Annotated in this window: 24 protein-coding genes; 14 read left to right on the top strand and 10 right to left on the bottom strand. The window is 65.1% G+C overall.

Annotated elements, in window-relative coordinates; translation table 11 throughout:
* Positions 1 to 19 precede the first annotated feature (19 nt).
* Positions 20 to 331, top strand: a complete 312-nt coding sequence (locus HN018_RS12230; protein ID WP_408886716.1) for a hypothetical protein — start codon at positions 20 to 22, stop codon at positions 329 to 331.
* A 239-nt stretch (positions 332 to 570) separates the two neighbouring features.
* Here the strand turns inward: HN018_RS12230 and HN018_RS12225 are convergent, their stop codons facing one another.
* From HN018_RS12225 to hemF, 5 genes are all read right to left on the bottom strand, one after another.
* Positions 571 to 1845, bottom strand: coding sequence for an alpha/beta hydrolase-fold protein (locus HN018_RS12225; RefSeq protein WP_171835654.1), 1275 nt, complete (start codon positions 1843 to 1845; stop codon positions 571 to 573).
* A 248-nt stretch (positions 1846 to 2093) separates the two neighbouring features.
* Positions 2094 to 2717, bottom strand: a complete 624-nt coding sequence (locus HN018_RS12220; protein WP_171835653.1) for a sulfotransferase family 2 domain-containing protein — start codon at positions 2715 to 2717, stop codon at positions 2094 to 2096.
* A gap of 16 nt (positions 2718 to 2733) precedes the next feature.
* The gene (locus tag HN018_RS12215; RefSeq protein WP_171835652.1) at positions 2734 to 5421 is read right to left on the bottom strand and encodes a tetratricopeptide repeat protein; all 2688 of its coding nucleotides are present in this window, start codon (positions 5419 to 5421) and stop codon (positions 2734 to 2736) included.
* 824 nt (positions 5422 to 6245) lie between these two features.
* The gene (locus HN018_RS12210; protein ID WP_171835651.1) at positions 6246 to 7364 is read right to left on the bottom strand and encodes a hypothetical protein; all 1119 of its coding nucleotides are present in this window, start codon (positions 7362 to 7364) and stop codon (positions 6246 to 6248) included.
* 132 nt (positions 7365 to 7496) lie between these two features.
* On the bottom strand, positions 7497 to 8426 hold the full coding sequence (gene hemF, locus HN018_RS12205; protein ID WP_171835650.1) for an oxygen-dependent coproporphyrinogen oxidase: 930 nt from the start codon (positions 8424 to 8426) through the stop codon (positions 7497 to 7499).
* 132 nt (positions 8427 to 8558) lie between these two features.
* Between hemF and HN018_RS12200 the strand changes: the two genes are divergently transcribed.
* The 3 genes from HN018_RS12200 to HN018_RS12190 are packed head-to-tail and all read left to right on the top strand — an operon-like array spanning position 8559 to position 11456.
* Positions 8559 to 9872 carry a cytochrome b gene (locus tag HN018_RS12200; RefSeq protein WP_171835649.1) on the top strand — a complete coding sequence of 438 codons (1314 nt, stop codon included), beginning with the start codon at positions 8559 to 8561 and terminating at the stop codon, positions 9870 to 9872.
* Positions 9872 to 10567 (top strand): cytochrome c1, encoded by a 696-nt coding sequence (locus HN018_RS12195; RefSeq protein WP_171835648.1) that lies wholly within the window; start codon positions 9872 to 9874, stop codon positions 10565 to 10567. The genes HN018_RS12200 and HN018_RS12195 overlap by 1 nt, the downstream gene beginning before the upstream one ends.
* Positions 10557 to 11456, top strand: a complete 900-nt coding sequence (locus HN018_RS12190) for an S-methyl-5'-thioadenosine phosphorylase (protein ID WP_171835647.1) — start codon at positions 10557 to 10559, stop codon at positions 11454 to 11456. Before HN018_RS12195 ends, HN018_RS12190 begins: the two co-directional genes overlap by 11 nt.
* 51 nt (positions 11457 to 11507) lie before the next feature.
* Here HN018_RS12190 and HN018_RS12185 read toward each other — a convergent pair whose 3' ends face one another.
* Positions 11508 to 11663: a DUF3309 family protein gene (locus HN018_RS12185; protein WP_171835646.1), complete on the bottom strand. Its 156-nt coding sequence runs from the start codon at positions 11661 to 11663 to the stop codon at positions 11508 to 11510.
* Positions 11664 to 12173: 510 nt separating this feature from the next.
* On the opposite strand from HN018_RS12185, the gene HN018_RS12180 reads away from it, so the two are divergent.
* From HN018_RS12180 to HN018_RS12170, 3 genes are read left to right on the top strand one after another with little or no spacing between them, the layout of a single operon-like run.
* Positions 12174 to 12641, top strand: a complete 468-nt coding sequence (locus tag HN018_RS12180; protein WP_171835645.1) for a hypothetical protein — start codon at positions 12174 to 12176, stop codon at positions 12639 to 12641.
* A 33-nt stretch (positions 12642 to 12674) separates the two neighbouring features.
* On the top strand, positions 12675 to 12923 hold the full coding sequence (locus tag HN018_RS12175) for a hypothetical protein (protein ID WP_171835644.1): 249 nt from the start codon (positions 12675 to 12677) through the stop codon (positions 12921 to 12923).
* 44 nt (positions 12924 to 12967) lie between these two features.
* The gene (locus HN018_RS12170) at positions 12968 to 13165 is read left to right on the top strand and encodes a DUF4169 family protein (protein ID WP_171835643.1); all 198 of its coding nucleotides are present in this window, start codon (positions 12968 to 12970) and stop codon (positions 13163 to 13165) included.
* Here HN018_RS12170 and HN018_RS12165 read toward each other — a convergent pair.
* The gene (locus HN018_RS12165; protein ID WP_171835642.1) at positions 13152 to 13412 is read right to left on the bottom strand and encodes an usg protein; all 261 of its coding nucleotides are present in this window, start codon (positions 13410 to 13412) and stop codon (positions 13152 to 13154) included. The genes HN018_RS12170 and HN018_RS12165 overlap by 14 nt on opposite strands.
* Positions 13413 to 13707: 295 nt before the next feature.
* Between HN018_RS12165 and groES the strand changes: the two genes are divergently transcribed.
* From groES to HN018_RS12150, 3 genes are all read left to right on the top strand, one after another.
* Positions 13708 to 14007: a co-chaperone GroES gene (gene groES, locus HN018_RS12160; protein WP_171835641.1), complete on the top strand. Its 300-nt coding sequence runs from the start codon at positions 13708 to 13710 to the stop codon at positions 14005 to 14007.
* 60 nt (positions 14008 to 14067) lie between these two features.
* Positions 14068 to 15705, top strand: a complete 1638-nt coding sequence (gene groL, locus HN018_RS12155; RefSeq protein WP_171835640.1) for a chaperonin GroEL — start codon at positions 14068 to 14070, stop codon at positions 15703 to 15705.
* 218 nt (positions 15706 to 15923) lie between these two features.
* Positions 15924 to 16130 carry a cold-shock protein gene (locus tag HN018_RS12150; protein ID WP_171835639.1) on the top strand — a complete coding sequence of 69 codons (207 nt, stop codon included), beginning with the start codon at positions 15924 to 15926 and terminating at the stop codon, positions 16128 to 16130.
* A 328-nt stretch (positions 16131 to 16458) separates the two neighbouring features.
* Here HN018_RS12150 and HN018_RS12145 read toward each other — a convergent pair whose 3' ends face one another.
* Complete coding sequence (locus HN018_RS12145; RefSeq protein ID WP_171835638.1) at positions 16459 to 17148, bottom strand: MBL fold metallo-hydrolase; 690 nt, start codon at positions 17146 to 17148, stop codon at positions 16459 to 16461.
* Between the two features lie 82 nt (positions 17149 to 17230).
* A complete protein-coding gene (locus HN018_RS12140; RefSeq protein ID WP_171835637.1) occupies positions 17231 to 20167 on the bottom strand; it encodes an ATP-dependent DNA helicase in 2937 nt (978 codons plus the stop codon).
* A gap of 79 nt (positions 20168 to 20246) precedes the next feature.
* Here HN018_RS12140 and HN018_RS12135 point away from each other — a divergent pair, with 79 nt between their 5' ends.
* Positions 20247 to 21884 (top strand): lysine--tRNA ligase, encoded by a 1638-nt coding sequence (locus HN018_RS12135; protein ID WP_171835636.1) that lies wholly within the window; start codon positions 20247 to 20249, stop codon positions 21882 to 21884.
* 23 nt (positions 21885 to 21907) lie between these two features.
* Positions 21908 to 24001 (top strand): lysylphosphatidylglycerol synthase domain-containing protein, encoded by a 2094-nt coding sequence (locus tag HN018_RS12130; protein WP_171835635.1) that lies wholly within the window; start codon positions 21908 to 21910, stop codon positions 23999 to 24001.
* Here the strand turns inward: HN018_RS12130 and HN018_RS12125 are convergent.
* On the bottom strand, positions 23994 to 24959 hold the full coding sequence (locus HN018_RS12125) for a DMT family transporter (protein ID WP_171835634.1): 966 nt from the start codon (positions 24957 to 24959) through the stop codon (positions 23994 to 23996). The genes HN018_RS12130 and HN018_RS12125 overlap by 8 nt on opposite strands.
* A gap of 142 nt (positions 24960 to 25101) precedes the next feature.
* Here HN018_RS12125 and HN018_RS12120 point away from each other — a divergent pair, with 142 nt between their 5' ends.
* Positions 25102 to 25572, top strand: a complete 471-nt coding sequence (locus HN018_RS12120; protein WP_171835633.1) for an Lrp/AsnC family transcriptional regulator — start codon at positions 25102 to 25104, stop codon at positions 25570 to 25572.
* Between the two features lie 444 nt (positions 25573 to 26016).
* Positions 26017 to 26904: a hypothetical protein gene (locus HN018_RS12115; protein ID WP_171835632.1), complete on the top strand. Its 888-nt coding sequence runs from the start codon at positions 26017 to 26019 to the stop codon at positions 26902 to 26904.
* The last annotated feature ends 6 nt before the right edge of the window (positions 26905 to 26910 follow it).

Raw genomic sequence — 26910 nt, 5'->3', positions numbered from 1 at the left:
TTCGACAGGCACATGCGGCATGGCGCTGTTCGCCGACGGCGGCATCATGGGCTCCAAGCCCTATGCCGCGTCCGGCGCCTACATCAACCGCATGAGCGACTACTGCGCCCCCTGCGCCGACGACCCGAAACAGTCGACCGGCCCGCAGGCGTGCCCGTTCAACGCCCTCTACTGGGACTTCATGGCCCGCCACGCCGACCGCCTCGGCGGCAACGTACGCATGGCGATGCCGCTACAGACGCTGAAGAAGATGGACCCGGGGAAGGTGGCCGCCCTCAGGGCGCAGACGGCCAGGTTCCTGAAGGCTATGGATCGAGGGGAGGTGGTGTGAGCGATATAAACGTAGGCGCGTCGGGCATGACCGGAAGAGCCGCAGTAAGTTCCGTATGCGAAATGGTCGTCGCGATCCTATCGGTAGAGCAAGGACAATAAAATCAGACGCACGTGCAGCAAGATCGGCCGCACCCGCGCCTCGCAAGAACCGATCGGCTCACGTTCAGCAGCACCTGAGATGCCGCCGATACGTCAGCCGATCGTGCCACCCAGCAGGACCTGTACTTGATCCCGATCTCAGCGAAACAGGGTAGGCGTGTAGAGGATGAACGCGGTCCGCCAGAAATTGAACTCATGGGCATAACCCGTCGGGGCGTAGAACTTGTCCTTGAAGCCGAGTGAGGTCAACTCGTGCTGAAAATTGACCGTATTCTGGTAGGCGATATCGCCGGACGCGCCGGCAGTGACCACGAATTCGCGCAAGGTCTTGTTCGCTGCAGTCGCTTGCTTGAGGCCGTTATCCAATACGGTACTGGCGAAGCCGGACATCGGACCGCCGCTGAGCGAGATGATGGAGTCGAACGTCCCCAGATGACCAAGTCCGGAAACCAGCGCCTGGATGCCGCCGAGCGAGAGCCCGGAAATCGCCCGTGAGGCGCCGTTTGCAATGGTGTGGAAGTTGCCGTCGACGTAGGGAACGATGTCCTGGATGAGTTCGGCATCGGCAGTCGCCGCGTTCTTGCTGATGGCGTCGGTCGAGTTGCTGGCCGCCTCAAGAAGCGGCTCATCCGTCTGGGTGTCCGGCATGACCAGGATCATCGGCTTGACGAGGTGGAGTGCCAGGAGATTATCGAGAATTTCGGGACCTCTGCCCTCCCGGGCCCAACTCCAGATCGTGTCGCCACCACCATGGTAGAAATAGAGGACCGGATACCTCGAGGATGAGGCATCGTAACCGGGCGGCGTGTAGACCAGCATATGCCGCTCCTTGTGCAAGGCAGCGGAGTAGTAAGTCACCTCCCGGGTCTGTCCGTGGGCAATATCGTAATTGTCATCGAGAAGTGAGCCCGGAACGAGAAGAAGACTGCTCGACACCTGGCGCTGCGGTTTCTGCAGCGAGGCGCCGGTATCGATCGAGCGGAAGCCATCCACATCGAAGAAATACTCGTACATGTTAGGGGAGAGAGTGGTAGTTGCTGTCCAGGTGCCCTTACTATTCTTGGTCATCGGAGTGACTATGGGTGTAAGACCCAGTCCGACATTGCCGTAGGATACACCGACCTTGGACGCGTTGGGGGCATAGAGCCGAAAGGTGACCTGGCTGCCATTGACCGTCGTGATGTAATCGATCGCCGGTGAGGGCAGGGCCGGCGGCTGTGCAGTCGATTGAACGTGGGCGGAAATCGCGGACAGTGTCAGACCGAGAGCACTGACCGCAGCGATCCGCTTGGCAGCAGCGAAAGCCGATATTTGTCTAGACATGTTTGCGTTTCCCAGAACGTTTGTTAGTTCCGTTCGTGAACACCATCGCGTCGGATGGCGCCGAACGGTTCGCCATTGAGAGTACTTCACGCGTGTTTGTTCAGGTCTCCTCGTTAATAACCCAGCGGCGCGATGCGATCACGATGGTCCTGATAGAAGATCAAGACTAGCCGCGCGGAGACTCACAGTTTTTGGTTATGAGTAAAAAATAGGCCTTTACTCCTATTATGCTGCTTCAAGCGCGGACGGCTGGACGTTATGACCGACCGTATCCACTCGCCAAAATCACCCTCGCCGGTAGAGATTGCGGGCAAGCTCCATCATTCATGGCACAGAAATCAGAATGAGTAACCGTTCATTTTGATCTCGTGGCTATATATTTGCGCGATATGCTCTGCCTGCCGCGTATTTAGAATTTCTCTGTAATGTCTCCTGTCAGTACGAAAATGGCCTTTGGCTCGAACATGTAGGGCACCGTCAAATGGGACCGCCAATGATCCCATGATTCGTTGTAGGTCCGGTTCCAGGGACTCATAGCGAGCAACGTGGTTAACCAAGACAGCACCTGTTACTTGATCGGTGTAAATCGAATAGTCCACGTTACAGAGACCCTGCTCTAGATACTCGTCCAGTGTCAGATCCGGGTTCCCGTTATTCCGGTGTCTTGGTGAGTTCTTTACCATGCTGTAATGGGAGATGACCTTGTCCCAGGGATTCCGAACGACACAGAATTTGAAGTACTCGTTCCAGATATCGTCACCCACCCTGGTCCGAACCTCATCGCCGGCAATGTGGTTGTAGAAGCCGTCGAAATTCCTAGGCCTGTGCGGAGGAAACGGATTTCCGAAAGGTGTCACGACATCGGTCTCTGCGCAGACCGTCGAGAGAAACACTTCAAGGCTGGTGCCTGCGGTCTTGGTAGTTTTCAGGAAGATGAAACGATATTTATGTGAGATAATCATGGAGCTCTCTTTGGCCTTATATGTGCTGTGAATCCCGATCTAGTCGAAGACTGATCATGGCGGGACTAATCGGATAAACGAGATCCACGCGATCAAGCGCGCCCTTCGTCAACTGGAACTCGATATCATTATGCGTCGAGTCTGCCCGTCCCAGCACGCGTAGATCATGTAACATCCCATAATTTGTAAATGTGTAGCACCCAGAAACTGCGCCGGCGGCCTCGATCCGCAGGACCGAACAATCGGACTGCTCGCGCGCGTCACGGACCAGATTTTGCGAGACGCCGACATAGGTCTCCCGCCCGACCGAGGCCACGCCGCGCACCCAGCCACGCTCCTCTACGATCCTCAGTTGATGATCCTCCGACCGGATTCCTCCTTCGGTGGAGCTGCAGACCGTCATCTTGCCGCGCTCTCGCCAGACATTGTGGGTTCCCAAACCGATCGGACGGCGGTTTTCCTCCAGGTAGACGCGATCGGGCCCGAACCAGGCCGCCCAGCCTTCAGGCGCATTGCCGGCGAGCAATATGCCGTCTCTATCCACCAGGATCGAATTGATGTGATGCTGGTCAGGCGCGCCATCCGGTTCGCCGAACGGGTGCCATCGCCGCCAGCTTCGGAGCACGACATCGTACTCGAGCACGGCGTCGTCATACGTGGCGCAGATGTAGAGTGTACCGTCATAATAAAATATCTGGTGCACGTCGCGGATCGGCCAGGGGGCCGTCAATACCTCGCGCTGCACGAGATCCCGATCAAAGCAGAGAATGACATTATCCTGGGTCGCCTGCTCGGCGCCGACAGCAGCGTTGCGGCAGGCGATGAAGAGCGTGTCCTCGCTGAAGGTGATCCCGTAATAGACCCCGCACCCCTGGTGGATGCAAAAAGCCTGCCCGGTTCCGGTGTCCAACACCCAGGCCGCGGTCGTCGTCGTCACCAGCAACTGCGGCGAGGATATCGAACCGACGGGGTCGGTCCGGCCCGGTGGATCCAGCGTGAGCCGCCGCTGCAGATCCAGCAGATGCGTGTCGCGATCATCGTCGACCGGCTGCAGAAGCTGGCTCTCGCGATATGCGGCCAGGGCGCATTGGAGAGTGCCCGCCTCCTTCAGGGCGTGACCATACTGGACCCAGATCGCGTGATCCGAGGGCTGCATTTCCAGATAGTGCCCGTATGCCTGAGCGGCCCGTGGCCAGTCCTGCAGGTCGCGTGCCCGGTCGGCCACCTGGCGCCACGGTGTTGGTCGTTGCCTTAAAGCCTGCATGATCGTGAACCATGCAGGCTCCTTCCTGACAGGTCGGCCTGGGCTTTCCGTCGACCACCCGACAACGAGCAGATCGATTTCCTGCTCTAAGTGGCTGATCCGGGCGGCGAGCTGTCCGCTCCACGCGCGGTCTCGGTCCCGATCGGCCACAGCCTCGGCCCGGGCTTGATACAGTTCCCGGTTGAGGGTCTGCTGGTCGTCGCGTTCAAGAGACGCCAGCCGAGCCCCCGCGAGCGCCCTGTCGCGCTCTGCCCGGAGGTCTGCCTGAGCAGCCTGGGCCTGATCTTGCATCACGCGAGCAGCGACTTCCTGCTCGGCCAGTTGGGCGTGAAGCCGGGTGATCCGGGACGCGGAGTCAGCCCGTGCGACGTTCCACTCGTTGCGCTCACCCTGTTGCCATGCCAGCAACCGGTCACGCTCGATCGTCAGTCGGTCAAATGCTGCGACGGCCGCGTCACGGTCGATCCGGACCGCGTCCGTTTCGCGAAGCGCTGTCTCACGCTCCGCGGCCGAGATCGTGCAGGCGGCAACAGCGACGCCCAACTGATGGTGGACCTGCTCGAGTTCAGCCAGGGTATTGTTGTGACCGTTTTGAAGCTGCGCAATCAGATGCCTGGCTTCGTCACCCTGCTGCTGCAGCGCGTCACGTTCCGCCGAAACGACAGCCATCTGCTGACGGAGATGATCGCGCGATAGGCTCAGCTCCAGCAATTCGACCAACGTTTTCCGCGAACCCGACGCATAGAATTCGTGGCGATCGTACTCGACGATCAGGTCCGAGAGCACGGTCTCCCCGAACTCGCGGCCCGCCGTATCGGGAGCGTGGTCGAGGATCATGTCACCGACGACCTTGAGCCGCTCTTGCAGCTCCCGGGCCGTGCCCAACGGGCAACGCGAGTAAGTGGTGGCGTTCTTGACGTCGGAAAAATCCACGTCGACGTTCTGCCCGGCAAAAGCCCGTTCAACGGTCTGGCGATGCGCAGGATTACTCTCCAGCCGGTTGAGATCTATGACGAGATCAGCGGCTCCTGCGGATTGCGCATAAAGATGCAGATGCAGTAGAGCAAAAACGGCAAATGTATCGGGCTTCTCGATCGATGCCCCGTCGAGCGGGAATACTCTCTGCAGGTCATCCAGGATTGGATCGTGCCGGCTCAGGCGCACGCAGTCGAGGAGGCGATCGAAAAAGTAAGGATTTCCGATCTCCACCTGTTGGCTGATCGAACACCATTGCTGAAATAGGTTCCGGTACAGCAGAACATGAAGACCTGGCGCGCTGCGTTTAAGACCACGTACACGGCCGAGGCTTCGCGTCGAAGTCAATACTGGAATGCGGCCGCGCGCTTCCGCGTGCCGTATAAGCCGACCTATATAAGTGACTTCGGCGTTGCTGACTTGGCCACCACAGCCTCCTGCTGGAATGAACCGCGCATAGCTCATTGAAGGGTCAAACCCGTTCAGGCCCCCGCCTGCCTCTAATAAGGGCAGGAATTCGAGAAAATATGGCGATCCCGGTGGGTGCCTCGAATCCCAGAGAGTTGGGCGCCAGCCGCCGATATTTTCGGGTCGAAGTTGGTGCAGGGATTCATGGAATATTTCGTAGTAGGCTAGAGTGGATCGCGGCTTCCGTAAGTGCGACCAGATATAGGTGCTCCCGGTCCGGAAACTCGAGTGTATGAATATCATGTTTCTCGCCCCGGGTTTAGAACGGCTAAGTCTACAGACAGTCAATATACCTAATTAATCTCGTTACAGCCGCTCAAGTCGATCTTTATTTAGAGAGGGTAATAAGTTACCAATCAATAAGCCTGTAGAGACGGGTTTAACTTTAATCTTTAATTCGATTACCTCGAAGCCAGGCCTTTGCCCGAGACAACGCGCACAACATTCATCCGGTTCTGCACCGGTTTATGAATTACGCGGTTCGATGGATTTACGGAATCGGCCGATGGTGAGACTGACGCCGGGGAAGAGCCGTCACGCCGGCCGTCTCGCCAGCGCCTGCGTATGACGATGCTGCTTCACACGCTGGAACGGATGGAGCCTGCGACGCCAGCCGGGAATCAGAACGCCCGCGGCGTATTCCCTAGGAGCGACGGATAGGTGCCTGAAAGAGCCGCGAGCGCTGTTACGTGGGAAACAACATTAACCACTACGGGTGATATCTGAAGTTCTCGACCTCAGGTTATGTCGCCTCAGGCTTCACTGGTAAGCAGTGGCTTCTGTTAAGCAGAAACACCTTATCCATGTGGCCCTCCAGATTCTCAAGCCGGCCGCCAATCCTTCCTGACTGCCAGCCACCGCCGCAGCGTCAACTGCGTCGTCTCGTCCGCCCCGATCCGCGCCAGCGCCTGCACACACTCGGGAGCCGGCACCGGATTGACTTGCGCGGTCTTGGCCGCACTCACCAGCCCTACATCTCCGAGTGCCGTCTGGCAGGCACTCCGCCACCGCGCGACCACCGTGGCCGGTGAGAGCATCGGCAGCACCAGCGCCACATCCAGCCGCGCCGCCGCAGCCGTCGAGCGCCAGGCCGAGAACAGCGGTCCGCTCGGCGACCGCGCATTCTGCTGCCGGAACCGCTCGGCGAACGTCGCCACGTTCGGCACCGCCGGATCGCGCACCTCGATATCGTCGTCGCTGCCGCCCAGCGAGAACAGCGGCACGTAGCCCGCACGCACCAGCACCTTGAGCCGCTGCGGCACGTCGTGGCCGGTCAGGAACACCGCATCCACCCTTCCGTCCTTCAGCGCCGCCACCGCATCCTGCGGCTCCGACAGACCGAAAACCGGGGAGGGCTCGGCCGAGAGCATCGACAGCCCCAGCAGCGCCGGCAGTTCCGGCCCGGTCGCGGTCGAGGCCGCCACGCGCAGATGCCGCCCGGCCAGAATCCCGGCCGGATCGACCTTGGCAACCAGCACGCCCGACGACAGGCTGGCCAGCGCCGGCACCCAGCGTCCGGCATCGAAATGCACCCTCGGGTCTCCCGCGAGCCAGGCGATCGCCGCAGCTCCTGGGACCAGCATCGCCGTGGATCCGTCCGGCGTGGTCAACGCCTCGAACGCGTTGGCGCCCGTCACGCCGTCGCGCCCACCGGTGGCGGACACGGACAGGGCGGACTGCGTCATCATCGCAGCACCAAGGCGCGGCGCCAGCAGCTTGGCCCACAAGCCTGGTCCGGCATCGGCAGGGCCGGCAACCAGGAGCGTCGGGTCGCGGAGAGTGGAGGGGCCTTGTTCCAACGTCGCGGACGCCAGTTGGACCGGATCGGTCTGCCTGCCGCCGGTTGCGCGTGCCGCCCGCGACCCGATCGTCGCCGCAAGCGCCGCAGCCGGAAGACCCAGTAGCAGTGCCCGACGCGGAAGCGGGCTGTCCACAGTCACCGAGATACCCTGGTCAACGACGGTTGGCCTTGCAGTTCATCCGACCGTCATACATCACCGCAAACGATGTCCCAAATGTGGCGTCCCTGGATCGTGCGATGGGATCGACGCCCCCGGAATCGCGCAATCCGGTCATGGCCAGCGCACTTCCGGCGGCAGGCTCATCAGGATTGCCTCAACGTTTCCCCCGGTTTTCAGCCCGAACAGGGTCCCGCGATCATGGATCAGGTTGAACTCGACGTAGCGCCCGCGGCGGACGAGCTGATGCTCGCGTTCCTCCTCGCTCCAGCCCTGCCGCATGCGATCCCGGACAATTCCCGGGTAGGACCCGAGAAACGCCTCGCCGACATCGCGGGTGAAGGCGAAGTCCGCGTCCGCGTCGCCGCTGAAGAACCGGTCATAGAAGATCCCGCCCAGTCCGCGCGGCTCGTTGCGATGCGGCAGGAAGAAGTACCGGTCGCACCACTCCTTGAAGCGCGGGTAATAGTCCGGGTCGTGCTTCTCGCAGGCCACCCGGAACGCGTCGTGGAAGCGGATCGCGTCCGCCTGGGACTTCTGCGCCTCGGGCCGCATCGGCGTGATGTCGCCGCCGCCGCCGAACCAGCCCTTGGTGGTGATCAGCATGCGCGTGTTGAAATGCGCGGCCGGCACCAGCGGGCTCTGCATGTGCGCCACCAGGCTGATCCCGGACGCCCAGAAGCGCGGATCCTCCTCCGCACCCGGGATCTGGCTGCGGAACTCCGGGCTGAACTCGCCCTCGACCGTCGAGACGTTGACGCCGACCTTCTCGAACACCCGGCCGCGCATCAGCCCAATCACCCCGCCACCGCCGGCGCCGTCCTCGAGCCGGCTCCAGGGCTTGCGCTCGAACGTGCCGGGCGGCCGGTCCGACAGCGGCCCGTCCTGCTCCCGCTCGATCGCCTCGAACGTGTCGCACAGCCGGTCGCGCAGCCCCTCGAACCAGGCCCGCGCCGCCGATTTCAACGCCTCGTGCGGCGGCCGGCCGGACGTGTCGGCAGGGGCCGGGGGCAGGGACGGGATATCATCGGTCGTGCTGGTCATCGCGCCCTTATATCGGATCGCGCCGGCATGCTCGACCCGAAGGCATGCCATTTGCTGGTGAAGACCGGCGAACCATAATACATCCCGTGCCGGTCGCGCTCCGACCGGCCAGCTTGCCTAGAGGAATACTGCATGGCCCAGCGGCCGGACGACCCTGCTCCCGGCGCGCAGCCCGACGCCGCCCTGCCGGCCGATGCGGACGACCAGATCGCCGAGCACCGCTATGGCCGCGAACCGACCTCGGCATTGCCGGCCGCGTCGCATCCGATCGCCCACTGGTTCGATGCCCGACTGCCGCTGATCTCAGGGTTCCGCCGCGAATACGTGGCCTACCCGATGCCGCGCAACCTCAACTATCTGTGGAATTTCGGCGCTTTCACCACGGTGGCGCTAGCAGTGCTGTTGCTCAGCGGCATCTTCCTGGCGCTGCACTACACCGCCAGCACCTCGCTCGCCTTCGCCAGCGTCGAGGCGATCGACCGCCAGGTGCCGAGCGGCTGGCTACTCCGTTCGATCCACATGGGCGGCGTGTCGATGTTCTTTGCGGTGCTCTATGTGCACACGTGGCGCAGCCTGTACTACGGCTCCTACAAGAGCCCGCGCGAGGTGCTCTGGCTGACCGGCATGGCGCTGCTGGCGATGGTGATGGCCGCCGCATTCGCCGGTTACATCCTGCCCTGGGGCCAGATGTCCTACTGGGGCTTGGTGGTCGCCACCAACGCCGCCTCTGCAATCCCCGTGCTCGGCCACTGGCTGGCCGGGCTGCTGCAGGGCGGCCCGACCATCGGCGACGCCTCGCTGCACCGGATCTATGTGCTGCACTTCGTGATGGCCTTCGCCGCGATCGGCGTGGTGGTGCTGCATGTGGCGGCCCTGCACATCACAGGCTCCAACAACCCGACCGGCGTCGAGGTGAAGGGCCCGCGCGACACCATCCCGTTCCATCCGTACTACACCACGAAGGACGGTCTTGGCCTCGCCGTGTTCGTGCTGGTGTTCGCGATCCTGGTGTTCTTCCTGCCAGGCTGGCTGACCCTGTCCGACAACTATGTCGAGGCCAATCCGCTCAGCACGCCGGCCGACATCTCGCCGGAATGGTACTTCGCGCCGTTCTACGCGATCCTGCGCGCCGTGCCTTCCAAGCTCGGCGGCCTGGTGCTGGCGGTCGGCAGCATCCTGGTGCTGTTCGCGATCCCCTGGCTGGACCGCTCGCCGGTGCGCAGCGCGCGCTACCGCCCGATCTATCGCTGGTTGATGCCGCTGTTGCTGCTGTCCTTCGTGCTGCTCGGCATCGCCGGCCTGAAGCGCCCCGAGGGACTATGGCTGGCAATCAGCCGGCTCGCCGCGCTCTACTGGTTCATCCATTTCCTGGTGGTGCTGCCGCTGCTGCCGCGCTTCGAGCGTACCCTGCCGGAACCCGACAGCATCGCCGGCGGCGCGCGCTGATGCGTCGCTTGTTCCTCCCGCTGGCAGTCGCCATCGCCGCACCGTTAGTGGCCCGGGCCACCGACCTCGCCAGCGCCCAGCGCGGCTATGCCGTCTATGCCCAGGTCTGCAGCGCCTGCCACTCGATGAAACAGGTCACCTACACCGACCTCGCCGGGCTCGGCCTGGATCACGAGCAGATCGCCACGCTCGCCGCCGCCCACACCCGGCTCGACGGCGTCGATGCCGAGGGCCAACCGGTCCGTCGCGCCGGCCGTCCCGACGACCATTTGCCGTCGCCGTTCCCAAACGATGCCGCCGCCCGCACCGCCAATAACGGTGCGCTCCCCCCGGACATGTCGCGGCTTGCTCTGACGCTGCCCGGCCACGAGCGGTATATCGAGAGCCTGCTGACCGGCTATCGCCCGCCGCCCGCCGGCCTCGCCCTATCGCCGGGCAGCTACTACAACATCGCCGCCCCCCTGCAGCAGATCGCCATGCCGCCACCACTGCATGCCGGGCAGGTCGCCTTCACCAACGGCATCAAGGCGACCGTGCCGCAGATGGCGCACGACGTCGCCACCTTCCTCGGGTGGGCGGCGCAACCGCATCTCGACCAGCGCCGCCGGGTCGGCGCCAGTGTCGTGCTCTACGTGGCCCTGCTGATCGGGCTGTTGTTTTTCCTCAAGCGTCGGATCTGGTCGAATGTCGGTTGAAGCGAACGAACTCATCGAGCCTGTCATCGGCCTGATCGGCGGCTCCGGCCTCTACGACATCGAGGGCCTGGAAGATAAGGAATGGCGCCGGGTCGAAACCCCCTGGGGCGCGCCCTCCGACGCGCTGCTGTTCGGCCGTCTCGACGGCGTGCGCTGCGTGTTCCTGCCGCGCCACGGACGCGGGCACCCGATCCCGCCATCCGAGCTGAACTACCGCGCCAACATCTCGGCGATGAAGCAGTCCGGCGTCACCGACATCGTCTCGCTGTCCGCCGTCGGCAGCCTGAAGGAGGAGTTGCCGCCCGGCCATTTCGTGGTGATCGACCAGTTCATCGACCGCACCTTCGCGCGGGAGAAGAGCTTCTTCGGCACCGGCCTGGTCGCCCACGTCTCGGTCGCCGACCCGCTCTGCCCGCGCATCGGGGACGTGCTGGAGACCAGCGCGCGCGGGCTCGGCCTGCCGGTCACCCGCGGCGGCACCTACATCGTCATGGAAGGCCCGCAATTCTCGACGCGTGCCGAGAGCAACCTGTACCGGAGTTGGGGCTGCTCGGTGGTCGGCATGACCAACATGCCGGAAGCCAAGCTCGCCCGCGAAGCCGAGATTTGTTACGCCACCGTGGCGATGGTGACCGACTATGATTGCTGGCGCGAGGGCCACGACGCGGTGACGGTCGAGGAGGTGGTCGGTGTCATGATGTCGAACGCCGAGAACGCACGGAACCTGATCCGCGCCGTCATCCCGGTGCTGGGCCAGGGTCGCGACCCCTGCTGGGCCGGGTGCGACCGCGCCCTGGAACACGCCGTCATGACCGCGCCGGCGGCGCGCGATCCTGAGATGGTGAGCCGGCTGACCGTCATCGCCGGCCGCGTGCTGGATCGAACCTGAAGGATAACGGCCGGACCCGATATGGTCCGGCCGCTTTCGCTTGGACCGGGATCAGATCCGGCCGAGCACCAGCAGGATGATCACGACCAGCAGGACCAGCCCGAGGCCACCTGAGGGGAAATAACCCCACTGGCCGCTGTAGCCCCAGGTCGGCAGCGCACCGATGACCAGCAGGATCAGGATGATCAGGAGAATAGTGCCGAGCATGTGTAACGTCCCCTCGTAATTGAACTTCGCGCCGTCACAACGACGGTTGCATCGTCCGGTTCGATATCGAAACGCGTCGTTCACCGCAACGTGGCGTTTAGGTGACAGCAGGCCGGACAACCTGCCGGCAGACACTCGCACTGGACCGAGTCGTTGCAACAACAGCGCGCGCGGCGTCAAGCAGTCGCCGACTGTATCCGACTGGTCAGCTTTCGACCGACCGTGCCCGGAGCGCTCCGCCGCGATGAAGCCTTTCCGAACCCGATTGGCCGCCGTGATGCTCGCCTGCGCGACCGCCTTTGCACCCGCGGGTGCCGCCGCTTCTGGCGATGATGGTGCGGCCACGGACTTCAAGGCACCCCCTGGCGTCGCCGTTTCGCCGTCGAAGGTAGCGTGCCGCGTCTATTCCGGACGGGCGCACGAGGATGCTGCCCGCGCCGGTGCCACGATCGCGGTGGAGTACGCGCCGGTCCGGCCGAAGGAACTCTTTGTCGCGGTGACACAGTCGAGATGGTCGTACCGTACGCCGACGTGGCTGCACTGGACCATCACCTTCACACCCGGGATTGGACCGTCCGATCAGATGCAGGCGTCAGGACGCGCACAGGCATCGGAAACCATGCGGTCCTGGCCGACTTCAGCGGTCCCGCCGCCCTCGCCAGGCTGAACTCGCTGCTGATGCGGAACACGACGATGCATGTGTCGCTGGACGATGTGCTGCATACCGGGTTCGACGTCGCCCTGGACCGGGTCGGACCCAAGCTCGATCAGGTGTTCGTCTGCGCACGCCAGCATGCCTCCGCTCTGCCGGAACGCGTACCCGCCCCCGATCGCGTCCGCATGGGCGACTGGATCAGCATGCGAGGCATCGGTTGCACCGTCCCGATCAGTGGGCCGGGTCACGCCATGATCATCATGCTCGCGGCCACCGGCCCCGGGGCCGACACTGTCGGGTTCAGTCTCGGGAACGACGGCTGAGCATTCCAGCGCCGGGCGACGCCAACCGTAACGTTGCGGACGCGCACGGTCGATCTGTCGGCCCTCGCCAACGCGTCCGGCGACGAACTCAACGGTGAGTTGCCCCAGTCGCAGGGCATCGCGCTGCTCGAAAAACTGGGGACGTCCCGGTCGATGACGGTCCTCGTCACGCCGCTTGCACAGTCCTGGTCCAAGTCGATATCCGGAAGCGCGCAGGCAGCATCCTATCTGGCCGCGTGCGGCGACGGGCCCGCACCCGCATCCATGCCCGCCGTGAACTAGCCCGGCCGCTGGATTGGTCTCGCCGTTCCATGGCAGGTTGCGGCATGGGCGATATCGTCAATCTGAGAACCCACCGTCGACAGCGCGCCCGCAAGCAGGACGCGCAGCAGGCGGCCGACAATCGCAGCCGCTTCGGCCGCACGCCCGCCCAAATAGCCCGGGACGAGGCCGACGCAGCGCGCGGCAAGGCCTTGCTCGATGGCGCCCGGATCGACCCGGACCCCGTCGCTACTGGAGAGTGAGGACCAGTCCCGGCAAGCGCACCCGCGCCGAGGCAACCAGGTCGAGCGAACCGACCCTGACCGAATGCAGTCGTCCCTCGATCTTGCGTTCCCAGAATCCAAGGAACTTGTGCAGCACCGGATAGGCTGGGGCGATGTCCAGTTCCTGCCAGATATAGCTTTGCAGCACGGCGGGATGGTCGGGCAGGCGGTAGAGGATTTCGGCCGTGGTCAGCCGGTAGTCCTTCAGCTGCAGAGACAGCGACATGGCACCTCCGATAAGCGTCGGATGCGTGAACAGTACGTGACGCTCCGTCGATCCTGGCTGGTCCAGGGCCTGGTTCGCAACAAAAAAGCATGCGAGATCAACGGATTGGCACTCTATACCCGAGAGTGCTGCCAATTTCTTGACACACTCCATGGCAGCGCCTACATCGCGTTTGGCACTCCCGGGCCCCGAGTGCCAACCGCGGTTACCGTGGTCGGCTCGAAGCCCGGACGCACAACAACCGGCGACGTCGCCTCTAGAGGGGCGCCGCCAACGCTTTGAGGAGCGAACCGCTATGGCGAAGTTCCGTCCACTGCACGACCGCGTCGTCGTTAAGCGCATCACCGGCGAAGAGAAGACCGCGGGCGGCATCATCATCCCCGACACTGCCAAAGAGAAGCCGATGGAAGGCGAGATCATTGCCGTCGGCGCCGGCGCCCGTAACGAGCAGGGCGCTATCGTCGCCCTGGACGTCAAGGCAGGCGACCGCATCCTGTTCGGCAAGTGGTCGGGCACCGAAGTCAAGATCGACGGCGAAGAGCTGCTGATCATGAAAGAGAGCGACATCATGGGCGTCATCGAGCAGGCCGCCTGATCTCAGGCCTGGTCTTTTCGACACGCTCTCTGATCGTTTTGCTCCAAAGGAGAATTGAACATGGCTGCTAAAGACGTTCGCTTCGGTAGCGAAGCCCGCCAGCGCATGCTGCGCGGCGTCGACATTCTTGCAGACGCCGTGAAGGTGACGCTCGGTCCGAAGGGCCGCAATGTCGTCATCGACAAGAGCTTCGGCGCGCCCCGCATCACCAAGGACGGTGTGACGGTCGCCAAGGAAATCGAGCTTTCCGACAAGTTCGAGAACATGGGCGCACAGATGGTGCGTGAAGTGGCCTCGAAGACCAACGACGTTGCAGGCGATGGCACCACCACCGCCACCGTTCTCGCACAGTCGATCGTCCGCGAGGGCCTGAAGGCCGTTGCCGCCGGCATGAACCCGATGGGTCTCAAGCGCGGCATCGACAAGGCCGTGGCTCACGTGGTCAAGGAACTCGAGAAGAACACCAAGAAGATCACCACGCCGGAAGAGACCGCACAGGTCGGCACGATCTCCGCCAATGGCGAGACCGAGATCGGCGAGATGATCAGCCGTGCGATGCAGAAGGTCGGCAACGAGGGTGTCATCACCGTCGAGGAAGCCAAGGGCATCCAGACCGAGCTCGATGTCGTCGAGGGCATGCAGTTCGATCGCGGGTATATCTCCCCGTACTTCATCACCAACGCCGAGAAGATGATTGCTGATCTCGATCAGCCGTACATCCTGATCCACGAGAAGAAGCTCTCGTCGCTTCAGCCGATGCTGCCGCTGCTCGAGAGCGTCGTGCAGTCCGGCCGTCCGCTGCTCATCATCGCCGAAGACGTCGATGGCGAAGCGCTGGCGACCCTCGTCGTCAACAAGCTGCGTGGCGGCCTGAAGATCGCTGCCGTCAAGGCACCGGGCTTCGGCGATCGTCGAAAGGCGATGCTCGAGGATATCGCGATCCTGACCGGTGGTCAGGTCATCAGCGAAGATCTCGGCATCAAGCTCGAGACCGTTTCCCTCGCCATGCTGGGTCGCGCCAAGAAGATTCACATCGAGAAGGAAAACACGACCATCATCGAGGGCGTTGGCGAGAAAGCCGACATCCAGGGTCGTTGCAGCCAGATCCGTGCGCAGATCGAGGAGACCACCTCGGACTACGACCGCGAGAAGCTGCAGGAGCGTTTGGCCAAGCTGGCAGGCGGCGTCGCGGTCATTCGCGTCGGCGGCTCCACCGAGGTCGAAGTGAAGGAGCGCAAGGATCGCGTCGACGACGCGCTGCATGCGACCCGCGCTGCGGTTGAGGAAGGCATTGTTCCCGGCGGCGGCACGGCACTCGCCCGCGCTTCGCTCGAGCTCGCCAACCTGATCCCGGCCAACGAGGATGAGAAGTTCGGCATCGAGATCATCCGCAAGGCGATCCAGACCCCGCTCCGCCAGATTGCGGAAAACGCGGGCGAAGACGGCGCCGTGATCGCCGGCAAGGTCCTTGAGAACCCCGAGTACGCGTTCGGCTTCGACGCACAGCTCGGCGAATACAAGAACCTCGTCGCGGCCGGCATCATCGACCCGACCAAGGTCGTCCGGACGGCACTGCAGGATGCGGCCTCGGTCGCAGGCCTGCTCGTCACCACCGAGGCGATGATTGCCGACAAGCCCGAGAAGAAGGCCCCCGCTGGCGGACCTCCGGGCGGCGGCATGGGCGACATGGACTTCTAAGACGCGTCAGCGCCTTAAAAGTCGCTTACCGGAAGGGGCGGTCCTGCAAAGGGCCGCCCCTTTTCGCGTCCTGCGCAGCATCGTCGAAATGATTGACACCACGGAACCTTTCTGCCCCCATAACGAAATAGGCCGGTGCCGCACCATCATCTCCAGCGTGGGCTTCGGAGCGGACGGATTACGGCGCACCGGCCTGGCGGCGAGAAGGATAAACCGACATGGCGATCGGTTCAGTGAAGTGGTTCAACACCACAAAGGGTTTCGGCTTCATCATGCCCGATGACGGCGGCAAGGACGTCTTCGTCCATATCACCGCGGTCCAGGCCGCCGGCCTGCGCGGTCTGAACGAGGGCCAGAAGGTCGGCTACGAGATCGTGATGGAGCGCGGCAAGGCAGCCGCCACCAATCTCAAACCTCTCGACTGACCCGGAAAGGTCGGCCAGCGCCGGCTGACCGGCATCCTGGCCTAGCCCGCCCGATCGCGGCACTGCTTCAACGGTGCCGGCGATCCGGGATAGGGGTTCCAGTCGCGCCTTCGATGTTCTCGATAATTCGGCTCGTGCAGCTCGCCGTCGTCGGACCGAGACTGGTCCGATATGACGAGGGTCGGCGGAGACGGACTGTGTTCCTCAAGCCAGGATCATCGCACTTGCCGGATCCCGAACGAGGACCGGACCCACCGACGCCTCCTCCGGACAGCCGGTTCCGAGACATGCCGGCAACCAGATCACCCTCGCCTGGTCGCTTGCTCGCCTATCGGGCCTGCTGCAACACGACCACGCGCATCTCACCCGCAGATGGCAGCGTTTCCGGCGTGATCTCGAATTCGGACGTCTCCAGCAGCGTCACCTGCTCGGCCGGATATCGCTTCACGAACTGATCCACCTTCTCGATCTTCAGCACGCCGCGTTCGTGCCAGTAATGCATCGGGATCACGATGCGCGGCCGGATGGCATCGATCGCCACGGCCAGATCGTCGAGTGCGATGGTGGCGTGCTCCCCGGTCAGGGCCAGCAGGATGTCCACCTGGCCGGCAAGCGCTGCGAGCTGTGCCGGATCGACCGGATTACCCAGGTCGCCCATGTGAAGCACCCTCAGCCCACCCAGGGTGAAGTGATACAGGGCGTTGGCATCCGCATCCCGGCCACGTTCGGCCTGGAAGTCGAACGTCCTGCTCTCGTAGGCTTCGAAGCCGCGGATCGGGATGCCGCAGACCACAGCCCCCTCGGACGGCAATTCCAGGGCGTTCACGAGCGTCGGGCTGCCTTCGATATGGCTCGGATCGGAATGAAAATCATCCGTCCGCGAGCTCATGATCACCAGATCGGCTGCCTCGTTGATCGGTTCGAACCCGCTCTTTCCCGGCGTATAGGGGTCGGTGATAACGGCGATGCCGTCCGCCTCGAAGCGGAAGCTGGCATGGGCATAGAACTTGATCTTCATCGGTCTTTCCTTCGCTCAACCTTGGGCACTACATCAGCCTCCGGACAGGATCCGGCTTTCATCGAACCACGTGCGACAGCCCTCAACGCACCTGCGCGTGCGTTAGCGCCTGCGCCGACAGGAACTCCCGGGTTTCCGCCACCGCCTCGGCCAGCCCGACGCGTCGCGCCACCACTCCGTTCGGGAAAGCCGAGAACAGCCGGGTCGGGGTGCGGCGGTCGAGCAGCACGAACACCCCCTGGTCCGTCGCGGTCCGGATCAGCCGGCCGAACGCCTGTCGCAGCCGCAGCCGCGCGATCCGGTCGTCATAGGCGGTCGGCGCGCCGCCGGAGAGGTGGATCCGGCGCTCGCGATGCAGGATGTCCGGCCTCGGCCACGGCACCCGCTCGAACACCACCAGCCGCAGTGCCCGACCGGGCACGTCCACGCCGTCGCGCATCGCGTCGGTGCCAAGCAGGCAGCTATCCTGTTCGGTGCGGAACACGTCCACCAGCGTGGCATTGTCCATCGCATCCATGTGCTGCGCGAACAGCGGGATGCCGGCTTCCTCCAGCGGCACGGCCAGCCGCTCATGCACCTGGCGCAGTCGGCTGATGGCGGTGAACAGCCCGAGCCCGCCACCTCCGGACGCCAGGAACAACGCGCGATACGCTGCCGCCAGTGCCCCGATATCGTCATGTGCCACGTCGGTCACGATCAGCGCCCGGGTCTGGCGCGCATAGTCGAACGGACTTGCCAACGCCGCCCGCAGCGCAGGCGAGGGCAGGTGAGTCGCGCCGACCCGCGCCTCGGCACTGGCCCACGCCTCGTCCGCATCCTCCTGCGCGCCGAACTGTCCGGCTCCCGGCTCGTCGCGCAACGTCGCCGACGTCACCAGCAAACCATGCGCGGGTGCCGCCACCGCCGCCGCGAACGGCAGCGTCGGGTCGAGCCAGTGCCGGTGCAGCCCGACATCCCGTTCGCCGGCGCCCTGGTTCCCCTGCGCATTGCGCGGCCCGGCGAACCGTTTCTCCAGCCGCAGGAACATCACGTGGCTCCGGGGTCCGACACTATTGTCGTCCGCCGCATCCGGTTCCGACACCGCACGCAGCATCGCGATCCAGGCTTCCAGCCGCGAGATCGCCCGCCTGCGGATCGTGCGGGTCGCCGCCTCGATGCGCCCACGCGTCGCCGTATCGAGCGTGTCCGCCTCTTCCTCCAGCTTGGCCAGCAGCCGGTTGACCAGCGTGGTCAGCGGCTCCGCGATCCGCACCAGCGCCCGCTCGAGCCGGGACGCGGCTTCGCCCAGCTCCTCGGACACCGGCTGCAGGTCGCACTCCATCGCCCCGAACGCCTCGCCGCGCGTGCCGGCCCGCGCCAGCACCTGCTGCCGCAACAGATGCAGCAGCGCCTCGGTCGGGTTGGATGCCTCGGCGATCCCCGCATCCAGCGTTTCCGGACCCTGCAGCAGCGGCCGCGTCTCGTCGGACATCCGCATCGACCAGCCCGGCGCCGGCAGTGCACGCGCCGCCATCAGCGCCGTCTCCATCGGCGTTTCCAGGTCCGGCTGCCCGACCACCAGTTCGTCCAGCCGTCGACGAAGCCCGCGCGCCCGCGACCGGCTGCCCTCGGCGCCGAGCAGCCAGCGCCGCAGCTCCGCCGCCTCCAGCCCGGACAGCTCGGCCGAGAAGGCGCTGTCGGCCGCCTCCATCAGGTGATGGCCCTCGTCGAACACGTAGCGGGTCGGCACCGCATCCTCGTCGGCGGTGTCGCCGAACCGGCTGTGCCAAGCCGCCTGCGCCATCACCAGCGCATGGTTCGCCACCACCAGGTCGGCGTCACGCGCGCGCCTGATCCCGTGCTCGATGTAGCAGCGCGTGTAGTGCGGGCAGGCGCCATGGATGCACTCGCCGCGACGGTCCGCGAGCCCGGCGGTGGTCCCGTGGCCGAACAGCTCCGCGAACCAGCCGGGCAGGTCGCCGCCCGCCACGTCGCCGTCGGTGGTCGACCCGGCCCAGCGCACCAGCAGCGATAGCGGGATGATCGACGACGGCGCCGCGCCCCGGCTGTTGGCGGCGGTGGCGTTCACCGCCTCCTCCAGGTTCAGCAGGCACAGATAGTTCTCGCGTCCCTTGCGCAGCACCACCTTCCGGCGCCGCGTGGCCGCATCGGGATGCAACCGCTTCAGCTCGGTCTCGATCTGGCGCTGCAGGTGCCTCGTGTACGTGCTGATCCAGACCGTGCCGCCATTCCGCTCCGCCCACAGACTGGCCGGCGCCACATATCCGAGCGTCTTGCCGGTCCCGGTCCCGGCCTCGGCCAGCACCAGCCGCGGGTCGCCGCGCATCAGCCTCGGCGCGAACGCCGCCGCCGCCGCATCGGCATAGTCGGCCTGGCCGACCCGCTGTTCCGCGTCGGGACCCAGCAGCGTGGTCAGGCGGGCACGAGCCTCCTGCGGCGCCACCTCTCGCTGCCCCGGGGCCGGACGAGGTGCGGTCTCTTCCCATTTCGGCAGTCGTCGCCACACCCGCATCGCGTCGACCGGCTGCATCGCTTCCGGCGGCAGCATCGTGCCGATGCCCAGCCGCTCGCACAGCACCGGTCCCCAGCTCCAGCCCGCCTGCCGCATGCGTAGCACCAGCGCACGGATCTCAGGCCCCGACGCGGTATGGTCGAGCTGGCTCGCCCGCTCGAGCAGCATCGAGGCCAGTTCCGGCAGCAGCGACGCGTCGGCATCGCCGATCTCGTCCGGCTCCAGTCCCAGTGCCAACGCCAGCCCGCGCGGCGTCGGCGCCGCCGAGCGCGCCGGCATCACGAAGGCGAACAGCTCCAGCAGGTCATAGGCGGCCAGCCCGGGCAGGCCGAGCCGCTTGGCGTTCGCGGGCGCATGCACCACCAGGGGTGGCGGCATGTCGCGCACGGCGGCGGCCCCTTCCGCCCGGGTGAGGGTCAGGAGCTCGCCGTCCGGGGTCAGCAGGGAAACCCGCCCGTAGCCGGCGACGAGTGCCGGAATGGTGGCGGGTGAATCGGCATCATGCATCGGTATCAATATAGGACGCGGCAGAACTATCGGCGCGGGTGATTCCGCATTTTGCGATTTTGGCCTAGCGTGCGCCGCCATGTGCCCTGCCCGAACATCATCCGACCCCGCCGCGCCGGTTTTCCCGAACATTCCCAAAGCCTGGCCGTTCGAAGAAGCTGCCCGGCTCGCCGCGCACATGGACCGCAAGGGTGCTGCGCCCGACGTGCCGGCGCTGCTGGAAACCGGTTATGGCCCGTCCGGCCTGCCGCATATCGGCACCTTCGGCGAGGTCGCCCGCACCAGTTGGGTGCGCCAGGCCTATACGGCACTCACGGGGCGCCCGACCCGGCTGCTCGCCTTCAGCGACGACATGGATGGGCTGCGCAAGGTCCCGGACAACGTTCCCAACCGCGAGATGCTGGCCGGCTTCATCGGCCGGCCGCTGACCCAGGTGCCCGATCCGTTCGGCACCCATGACAGTTTCGGCGCGCACAACAACGCCCGCCTGCGCGCCTTCCTCGATGGGTTCGGCTTCGAGTACGAGTTCGCGTCTTCGACCGACTATTACCACAACGGCCGCTTCGACGCGGCGCTGCTGCAGGTGCTCGCCAGGCACGACGAGATCGTCGCCGTCATCGCCCCGACGCTCGGACCCGATCGCCGCGCCACCTATTCGCCGATCCTGCCGATCCATCCGAAAACCGGTATCGTGATGCAGGTGCGGATCGACGCGTTCGACGCCGATGCCGGCACCGTCCGCTGGACCGACGAGACAGGCGAGACTTTCGAGACTCCGGTCACCGGCGGCCATGCAAAGCTGCAATGGAAGGCCGACTGGGCCATGCGCTGGGCCGCACTCGGCGTCGATTACGAGATGTCCGGCAAGGACCTGATCGACAGCGTGAAGCTTTCGACCCGGATCTGCCGAGTGCTGGGCGCCGAGCCGCCGGTCAGCCTCACCTACGAGCTGTTCCTGGATGAGCATGCGCAGAAGATCAGCAAGTCCAAGGGCAACGGCATCTCGGTGGAGGAATGGCTGCGCTACGCCCCGGCCGAGAGCCTTGCGCAATACATGTTCAACCAGCCGACCCGCGCCAAGCGGCTGTTCTTCGACGTGATCCCGCGCGCCGTCGATGAATACCTGGCCAATCGCGCCAAGTCGCAGGAGCAGGAGGGCGCGATCCTGCAGGCCAATCCTGCCTGGTTCATCGACCGTCCCGCCACCTCGGGGAGCGCTACTCCGGCCGGCAGCGCGGTCTCGTTCGGCATGCTGCTGAACCTGGCCTCGGTCGCCAATGCCGAGAGCGCCGACGTGCTGTGGGCGTTCCTGGCCCGCTACCAGAGCGGCGCCACGCCCGAAAGCGACCCGATGCTGGCCCGCCTAGTCGAGCATGCGGTGTCGTACTACCAGGACTTCGTCCGCCCCGCCAAAACGTACCGGGCGCCGGACGAACGCGAACGCGCGGCCCTGGCCGATCTCGCCGAAACCCTGCGCGGCGTCGATCCGCACAGCGGCATGACGCCCGACGCGCTGCAGAACCTGGTGTTCGAGGTCGGCAAGCGGCACCAGTTTCCCGAGTTGCGCGCCTGGTTCGGCTGCTTGTACGAGGTGCTGCTCGGCCAGAAGGAGGGGCCTCGCTTCGGCATCTTCATCGCGCTCTACGGCGTGTCCGAGACGGTCGCCCTGATCGACACGGCCCTGGCCCGCCCAAGTCCGGACCTGACGGAACTCTAGGCGCTCGATCGGGATCCGACGTGATGATGTCGTCTCGCCCACCCGGTTGCCTCGACGAGGATCCCGGCCGACCCCCTCCCGCCTGGCGCCGCGTGCTGCGCCGGCTGCCGCCGCTGATCGGGCTGCTGCTGTTCGTTGCCGCGATCTATGCGGTCCAGAAGGAGGTCCGTCATCTCAGCATCGCCCAGATCCGCGACAGCCTGCTCGGTATTCCCCGCGCCAGCCTGTTCGCCTCGGCCGGCTTCACCCTGCTGTCCTATTTTGTTCTCTCGTTCTACGACCGGCTCGCGACGATCCATGTCGGTTATCGGCTGAGCTTCGGCCGCACCGCCTTCGCCGCCTTCTGTTCCTACGTGCTGTCCCACAATCTCGGCTTCGCCGCGATCTCCGGTGCCGCCGTTCGCTTCCGGCTGTACGGCAACTGGGGCCTGAGACCGGCCGCGATCACCCAGATCATCGCGTTCTGCTCGCTCACTTACCTTCTCGGCGCGTGCACGCTGATCGGCGCCGTGCTGCTGCTCGAGCCCGGCTCGCTGCCGATGCTCTCGGCGAAGGTTTCCCCGGTGCTGCTGACGCTGATCGGTGTCTGCGCATGGTCGGTGGTGGCGCTGTACGTCGGTCTGTCCGCCCGGCTGAAATCCGTCACGCTATGGCGCTGGACCATCTCGCTTCCCGGCCTGCGCATGTCGATCGGCCAGGTTGCGGTAGCCGCACTCGACGTCGCCGCGACCGCCGCCATCGCCTACACCCTGCTGCCCGACGGGATCGGGCTGAGCTACCCGGCGTTCCTGGCCATCTACATCGCATCGTACAGTGCCGGCCTGATCGCCGGCGTGCCGGGCGGGCTCGGCGTGTTCGACGGGGCGATGGTGCTCGGCCTGTCGCCGTTCCTGCCGGCGCCGACTGCCCTCGGCGTCATCCTGGTGTTCCGGCTGTTCTACTACATCATCCCGCTGTTCATCGCCGGCCTGCTGTTCGCCGGCCACGAACTGCTGCTGCGGAGCGACACGCTGTTCGCAGGCCGGCTGGGCGCCGGCCATGCGGTGAGGGTGCGGCCATCCGGCGTCGTGCGCGAGAGCGAGGCCGATTTCGCGGTCATCGTCGCGGCCGCCGCCGTCTCGCTGTGCGGGGCGATGCTGCTGGCACTCGGCGCGATCGAGACCGTGCCGGACCTGTCCTTCGCGCTGCCGGCGCCGGCGGGACTGTTCGCCCCCGATAACAGCCTCGTCCTCTTCATCGAGGCAGCCGGCGACTACATTCCCTCGCTGATCGGCGCGGTGCTGATGGGGCTGGCGATCGGCCTCTCGCAACGGGTGACGCTGGCCTGGGGCACCACGCTGCTCCTGCTCTGCATCGCCGCCGCCATCACGGCACTGCGCGGGCTGCCGCTGGCCGTGCCGGGCGTGCTCATCCTGGCCGCCCTGGTGATCGCGCCGTTCCGAAGCTCATACTATCGCCACGCCCGCCTGCTCAGCGAGCCGCTGGCCCCGGCGACGGTGCTGCCGCTGCTGCTGCTGCTCGGCTGCGTGCTGATGCTGGTGCAGCTCGAGCCCGACATCCACAGTTTCGCCGATAATAGCTGGCTGGAACTGGTCGCCGGCCGGAACATGAGCGGCCGGACACGGCTCTCGGTCGGCCTGTCGGTGCTCATCGGGCTGCTGGCGATCGCCCGGCTGATCCTGCCCGGCCGCATCAGCCCGACCCCTTGGAATGCCGACGCCGAAGCGAAATACCGGGCGCTGGCTCCCGGCACGAGCCTGCCGGTTACGGTGCCCGACGGACTGGTGCTGGGCGAGACCGGTCGCGCGCTGATCCCGTTCCGCCGTCTCGGCCGCATCGTTGCCGGTCTGGGCGATCCCGCCGGTGCCGCGTCGGATCAGGTCTCGACGATCTGGCGCCTGCGCGACCTGGCCGTCCAGGAAGGCCGCGAGCCGGTATTCTGGAAGGTCGGCCCGGACCTGCTGGCCGTCTATGCCGATCTCGGGCTCGAGGCCTGGCCGATCGATACCGGGTCCGCCGGGCCCGACAACGAGCGGCGTTATCTCTGCTGCCCCGCCGAACGCGGCGCCGTGCTGCTGGTGCTGCTGGACCTGGAGTTTTCCGCCCCGGTCAGCTGACCGCGCCGGCTGCCGCCACAGGTGCAAGGGCCGGCACCACCCGTCTGGCGCACGCGATCAGCGCCACGCCGCCGAGGATCAACGCCAGACCCATCGCGTGATACGGATGCAGCGTCTCCCCGAGCAGTAGGGCGCCGAGCAGCACTGCATACACCGGCACGAGATACATCGACGACGCAGCCGTGGCCGCGCCGAAATGCCGGACCAGCGCCTGGTAGCCACCATAGGCGCCGATCGACGGCACCACGCACAGGAACAACACCGCGCCGAGGCTGCGCGGCGTCAGGATCATCCCGAACTGCGGCTGGCCTGCGTGATGCGCCAGTTCGACCAGCGATGCGGGGAGCAGCATCAGTGCCGCGCCGACTGCCAGTGCGGCCAGCCCGATCAGCGGCGGCAGTTTCACCGGCCGGCGCTTGCTGAGCAGCGTATACGCCACCCAGCCCAGCACCGCGGCGAGTGCGAACGCATCGCCGCCGTTGCAGGAGAGCGAGGCCAGGGCAAACGGGTGTCCACGCGTCACCACGGTCACCATGCCGCAAGCCGCTAGCGCGATGCCCGCCATGGCCGGAACCCGAAGCGGCGTACGGAACAGGATGCGCTCGGCGACCAGCACCAGTGCGGGAGCCGCTGACAACAGCAGCGCTATGTTCCCGGCCGTGGTTCGCGCTGCCGCCGCATAGAGCGGTGCTACGGCGAGCACGGCGCCGGTCAGCACCAGCATGGCGAAGTCGGGCGACACGATACGTGGCAGGTGGGCACGCAGCCCGCGCACGAACGGCAGCAGCACCAGGGCGGCGCCGGTCCAGCGTAGGAACGCCAGGGTAACTGGCGGAATGTCGCCGGCGATCGCCCGCGCGACCAGCATGTTCCCCACGAACAGCAGCGGCGTGACAACGAACAGCAGCATCTCGGGCCTGAGTCGGATGGCGCCTGCGATCGATCCGTTCCGCGCCATCGAAGCCTCCTGTGTGCAGGAGTAGATACGTCGAGCGCCCCGGTGATTAGTATCTGGATTCTCCAGAAGATTACCTCTAAGCAGAATATTCTACCGTCGTTCAAGCAATCCGCCAGAAGAACCATCTCTTGTGGAGCTAGCCTTGCCCAACCACGTGCTCGACGCCGCCGACCGCCGCATCCTCGCCGCCCTGCGCGCCGATGGTCGCCTCAGCAACGCAAGGCTGGCGGAGCTCGTCGGGCTGTCGCCGACGCCGGTCTGGAACCGGGTGCGTCGGCTCGAGGAACAGGGCGTCATCACCGGCTACACGGCGGAGATCGACCAGAAGGCGCTCGGCCTCGCCGACACCGTGTTCATCGAGATCACCCTCGACCGCAACGACATGGCCCTGATGCGTGATTTTGGCGAGCGGCTGGCTCGCATGAAGGAGGTGCTGGAGGTGTTCCTGGTCAGTGGCGACTACGACTACCTCGCCCGCGTCGCGGTCAACGGTACCGCCGGCTACGAGGCGTTCCTGCGCGAACGCCTCTACACCCTGCACGGCGTCCGAAACTGCCGCTCGGTCTTCACCCTGCGCACCCTGAAGCGTACGAGTTCGCCGGACCCCTCATAACGCGACCACGGCGTGAAGGAGCATAGATGGCCGGGTCGGCAACGGCTGCTATGCGCCAATCTCGGTCATCAGATGGACCTGTCTACGATCCCGAAAGCAGACATCAGTCACCAAGCGCTAAGTGACCGAGTTGGGTGGACTACGGTCGGTCCGCTTTGGCGATGAGGGCGCCGATAGCCGATATTGCGCAGCTCCGCGCCTTTCCCGAAAAGGATCGGATTTTAAGAACGCGACGGGCTTCCCAAATCCCGTTCGAAGGTCCGCAAACAGGAACGCGCGCCTCTAGGGATCAGGCTGAATCAAACTAGCCCCTTCGGGCTTGAAGGGTAATGAGTTCCACTCCTTTGCCGGTCTTGCTACGGTGTAAGGCCGTTCTCCCGACCAGCGGAAAATCAAGTTCATGAACAGGCCGGCCACGTTTCAACCGATCAGCTTGGAGCCCGCGTGATCGTTCATGCCGTCGGCCTCGGCGGCATGTTGTTCTTCGGCGGCCTTTGGGCGGGATCCAACCTAATGATGTTGGCCGAACGGGCGCGCACGTGGCAACGCATGGCGGACGAGGGCTACCCGGATGATTTTCGCCGCACGATGATGCTTTCAAAGCTTTGGGTCGAGGTGACGGGACTAGCGACTGCTTTCTCGAGCGGCGTGTTTGCCATCACCGCAGGACCGAGCGCTACAGTCGCGATCATCGCGACAAGCATCACCGCGTTCACCCTGGTCGCCTCCGGGATGATCGACAAACCCGCCCCGGCGACCATGACTGCCGCCACCGGGCAAGCGAAACCCGAGCTCAGGGGCCACCGCGCAGTGTGGCGAGGCCACCATGCAGGTCGTACCCTAGCGGCGGTGGCCGCCTTTCTGTGCCTATGCACGGCGGCATGCCCGACCACGGCCGGGTGGGCCATGATTGTGTCAGGAGGCCTGTGGACGGGCGGCGTGAGCTTCTTGGCAGTCGAACGTAGCCGGGCATGGCGAGACATGCCGCTCGATGACTTCCTCGCCGACTTCCGTGTGTCAGTCCGCTTCGTTGATCCACTTATGCCGGTATGCTGCTTTGCGTCGGCGATCGCCGCGACGGTCTTCAGCCGAGCTTCGCACGGGACAAGCGCTATTTTCGGCTGGGTTGGCGTTGTGTGCACGATGATTGCAGCGGTCGGTAGTGGCGCTGTGTCAGCCCCAAGTGTCCTGCGGATGTTGCGGTCGGAGAAGACGCAGACTTCTGCCCAACTCATGCGCGATCGGACCATAATGCTCGCCAGCAACGTGGTACGAACGATCGCGGCCCTGCTCGCCTTTGTTTGTCTCGATGCGGCAATCATCGCTCAGTAACGTCTG

The sequence above is a fragment of the Lichenicola cladoniae genome (assembly GCF_013201075.1).
GTDB lineage: Bacteria > Pseudomonadota > Alphaproteobacteria > Acetobacterales > Acetobacteraceae > Lichenicola > Lichenicola cladoniae.
The sequence above is the reverse complement of the archived record's forward strand: the minus strand, read 5'-3'. Positions and strand labels throughout refer to the sequence as shown.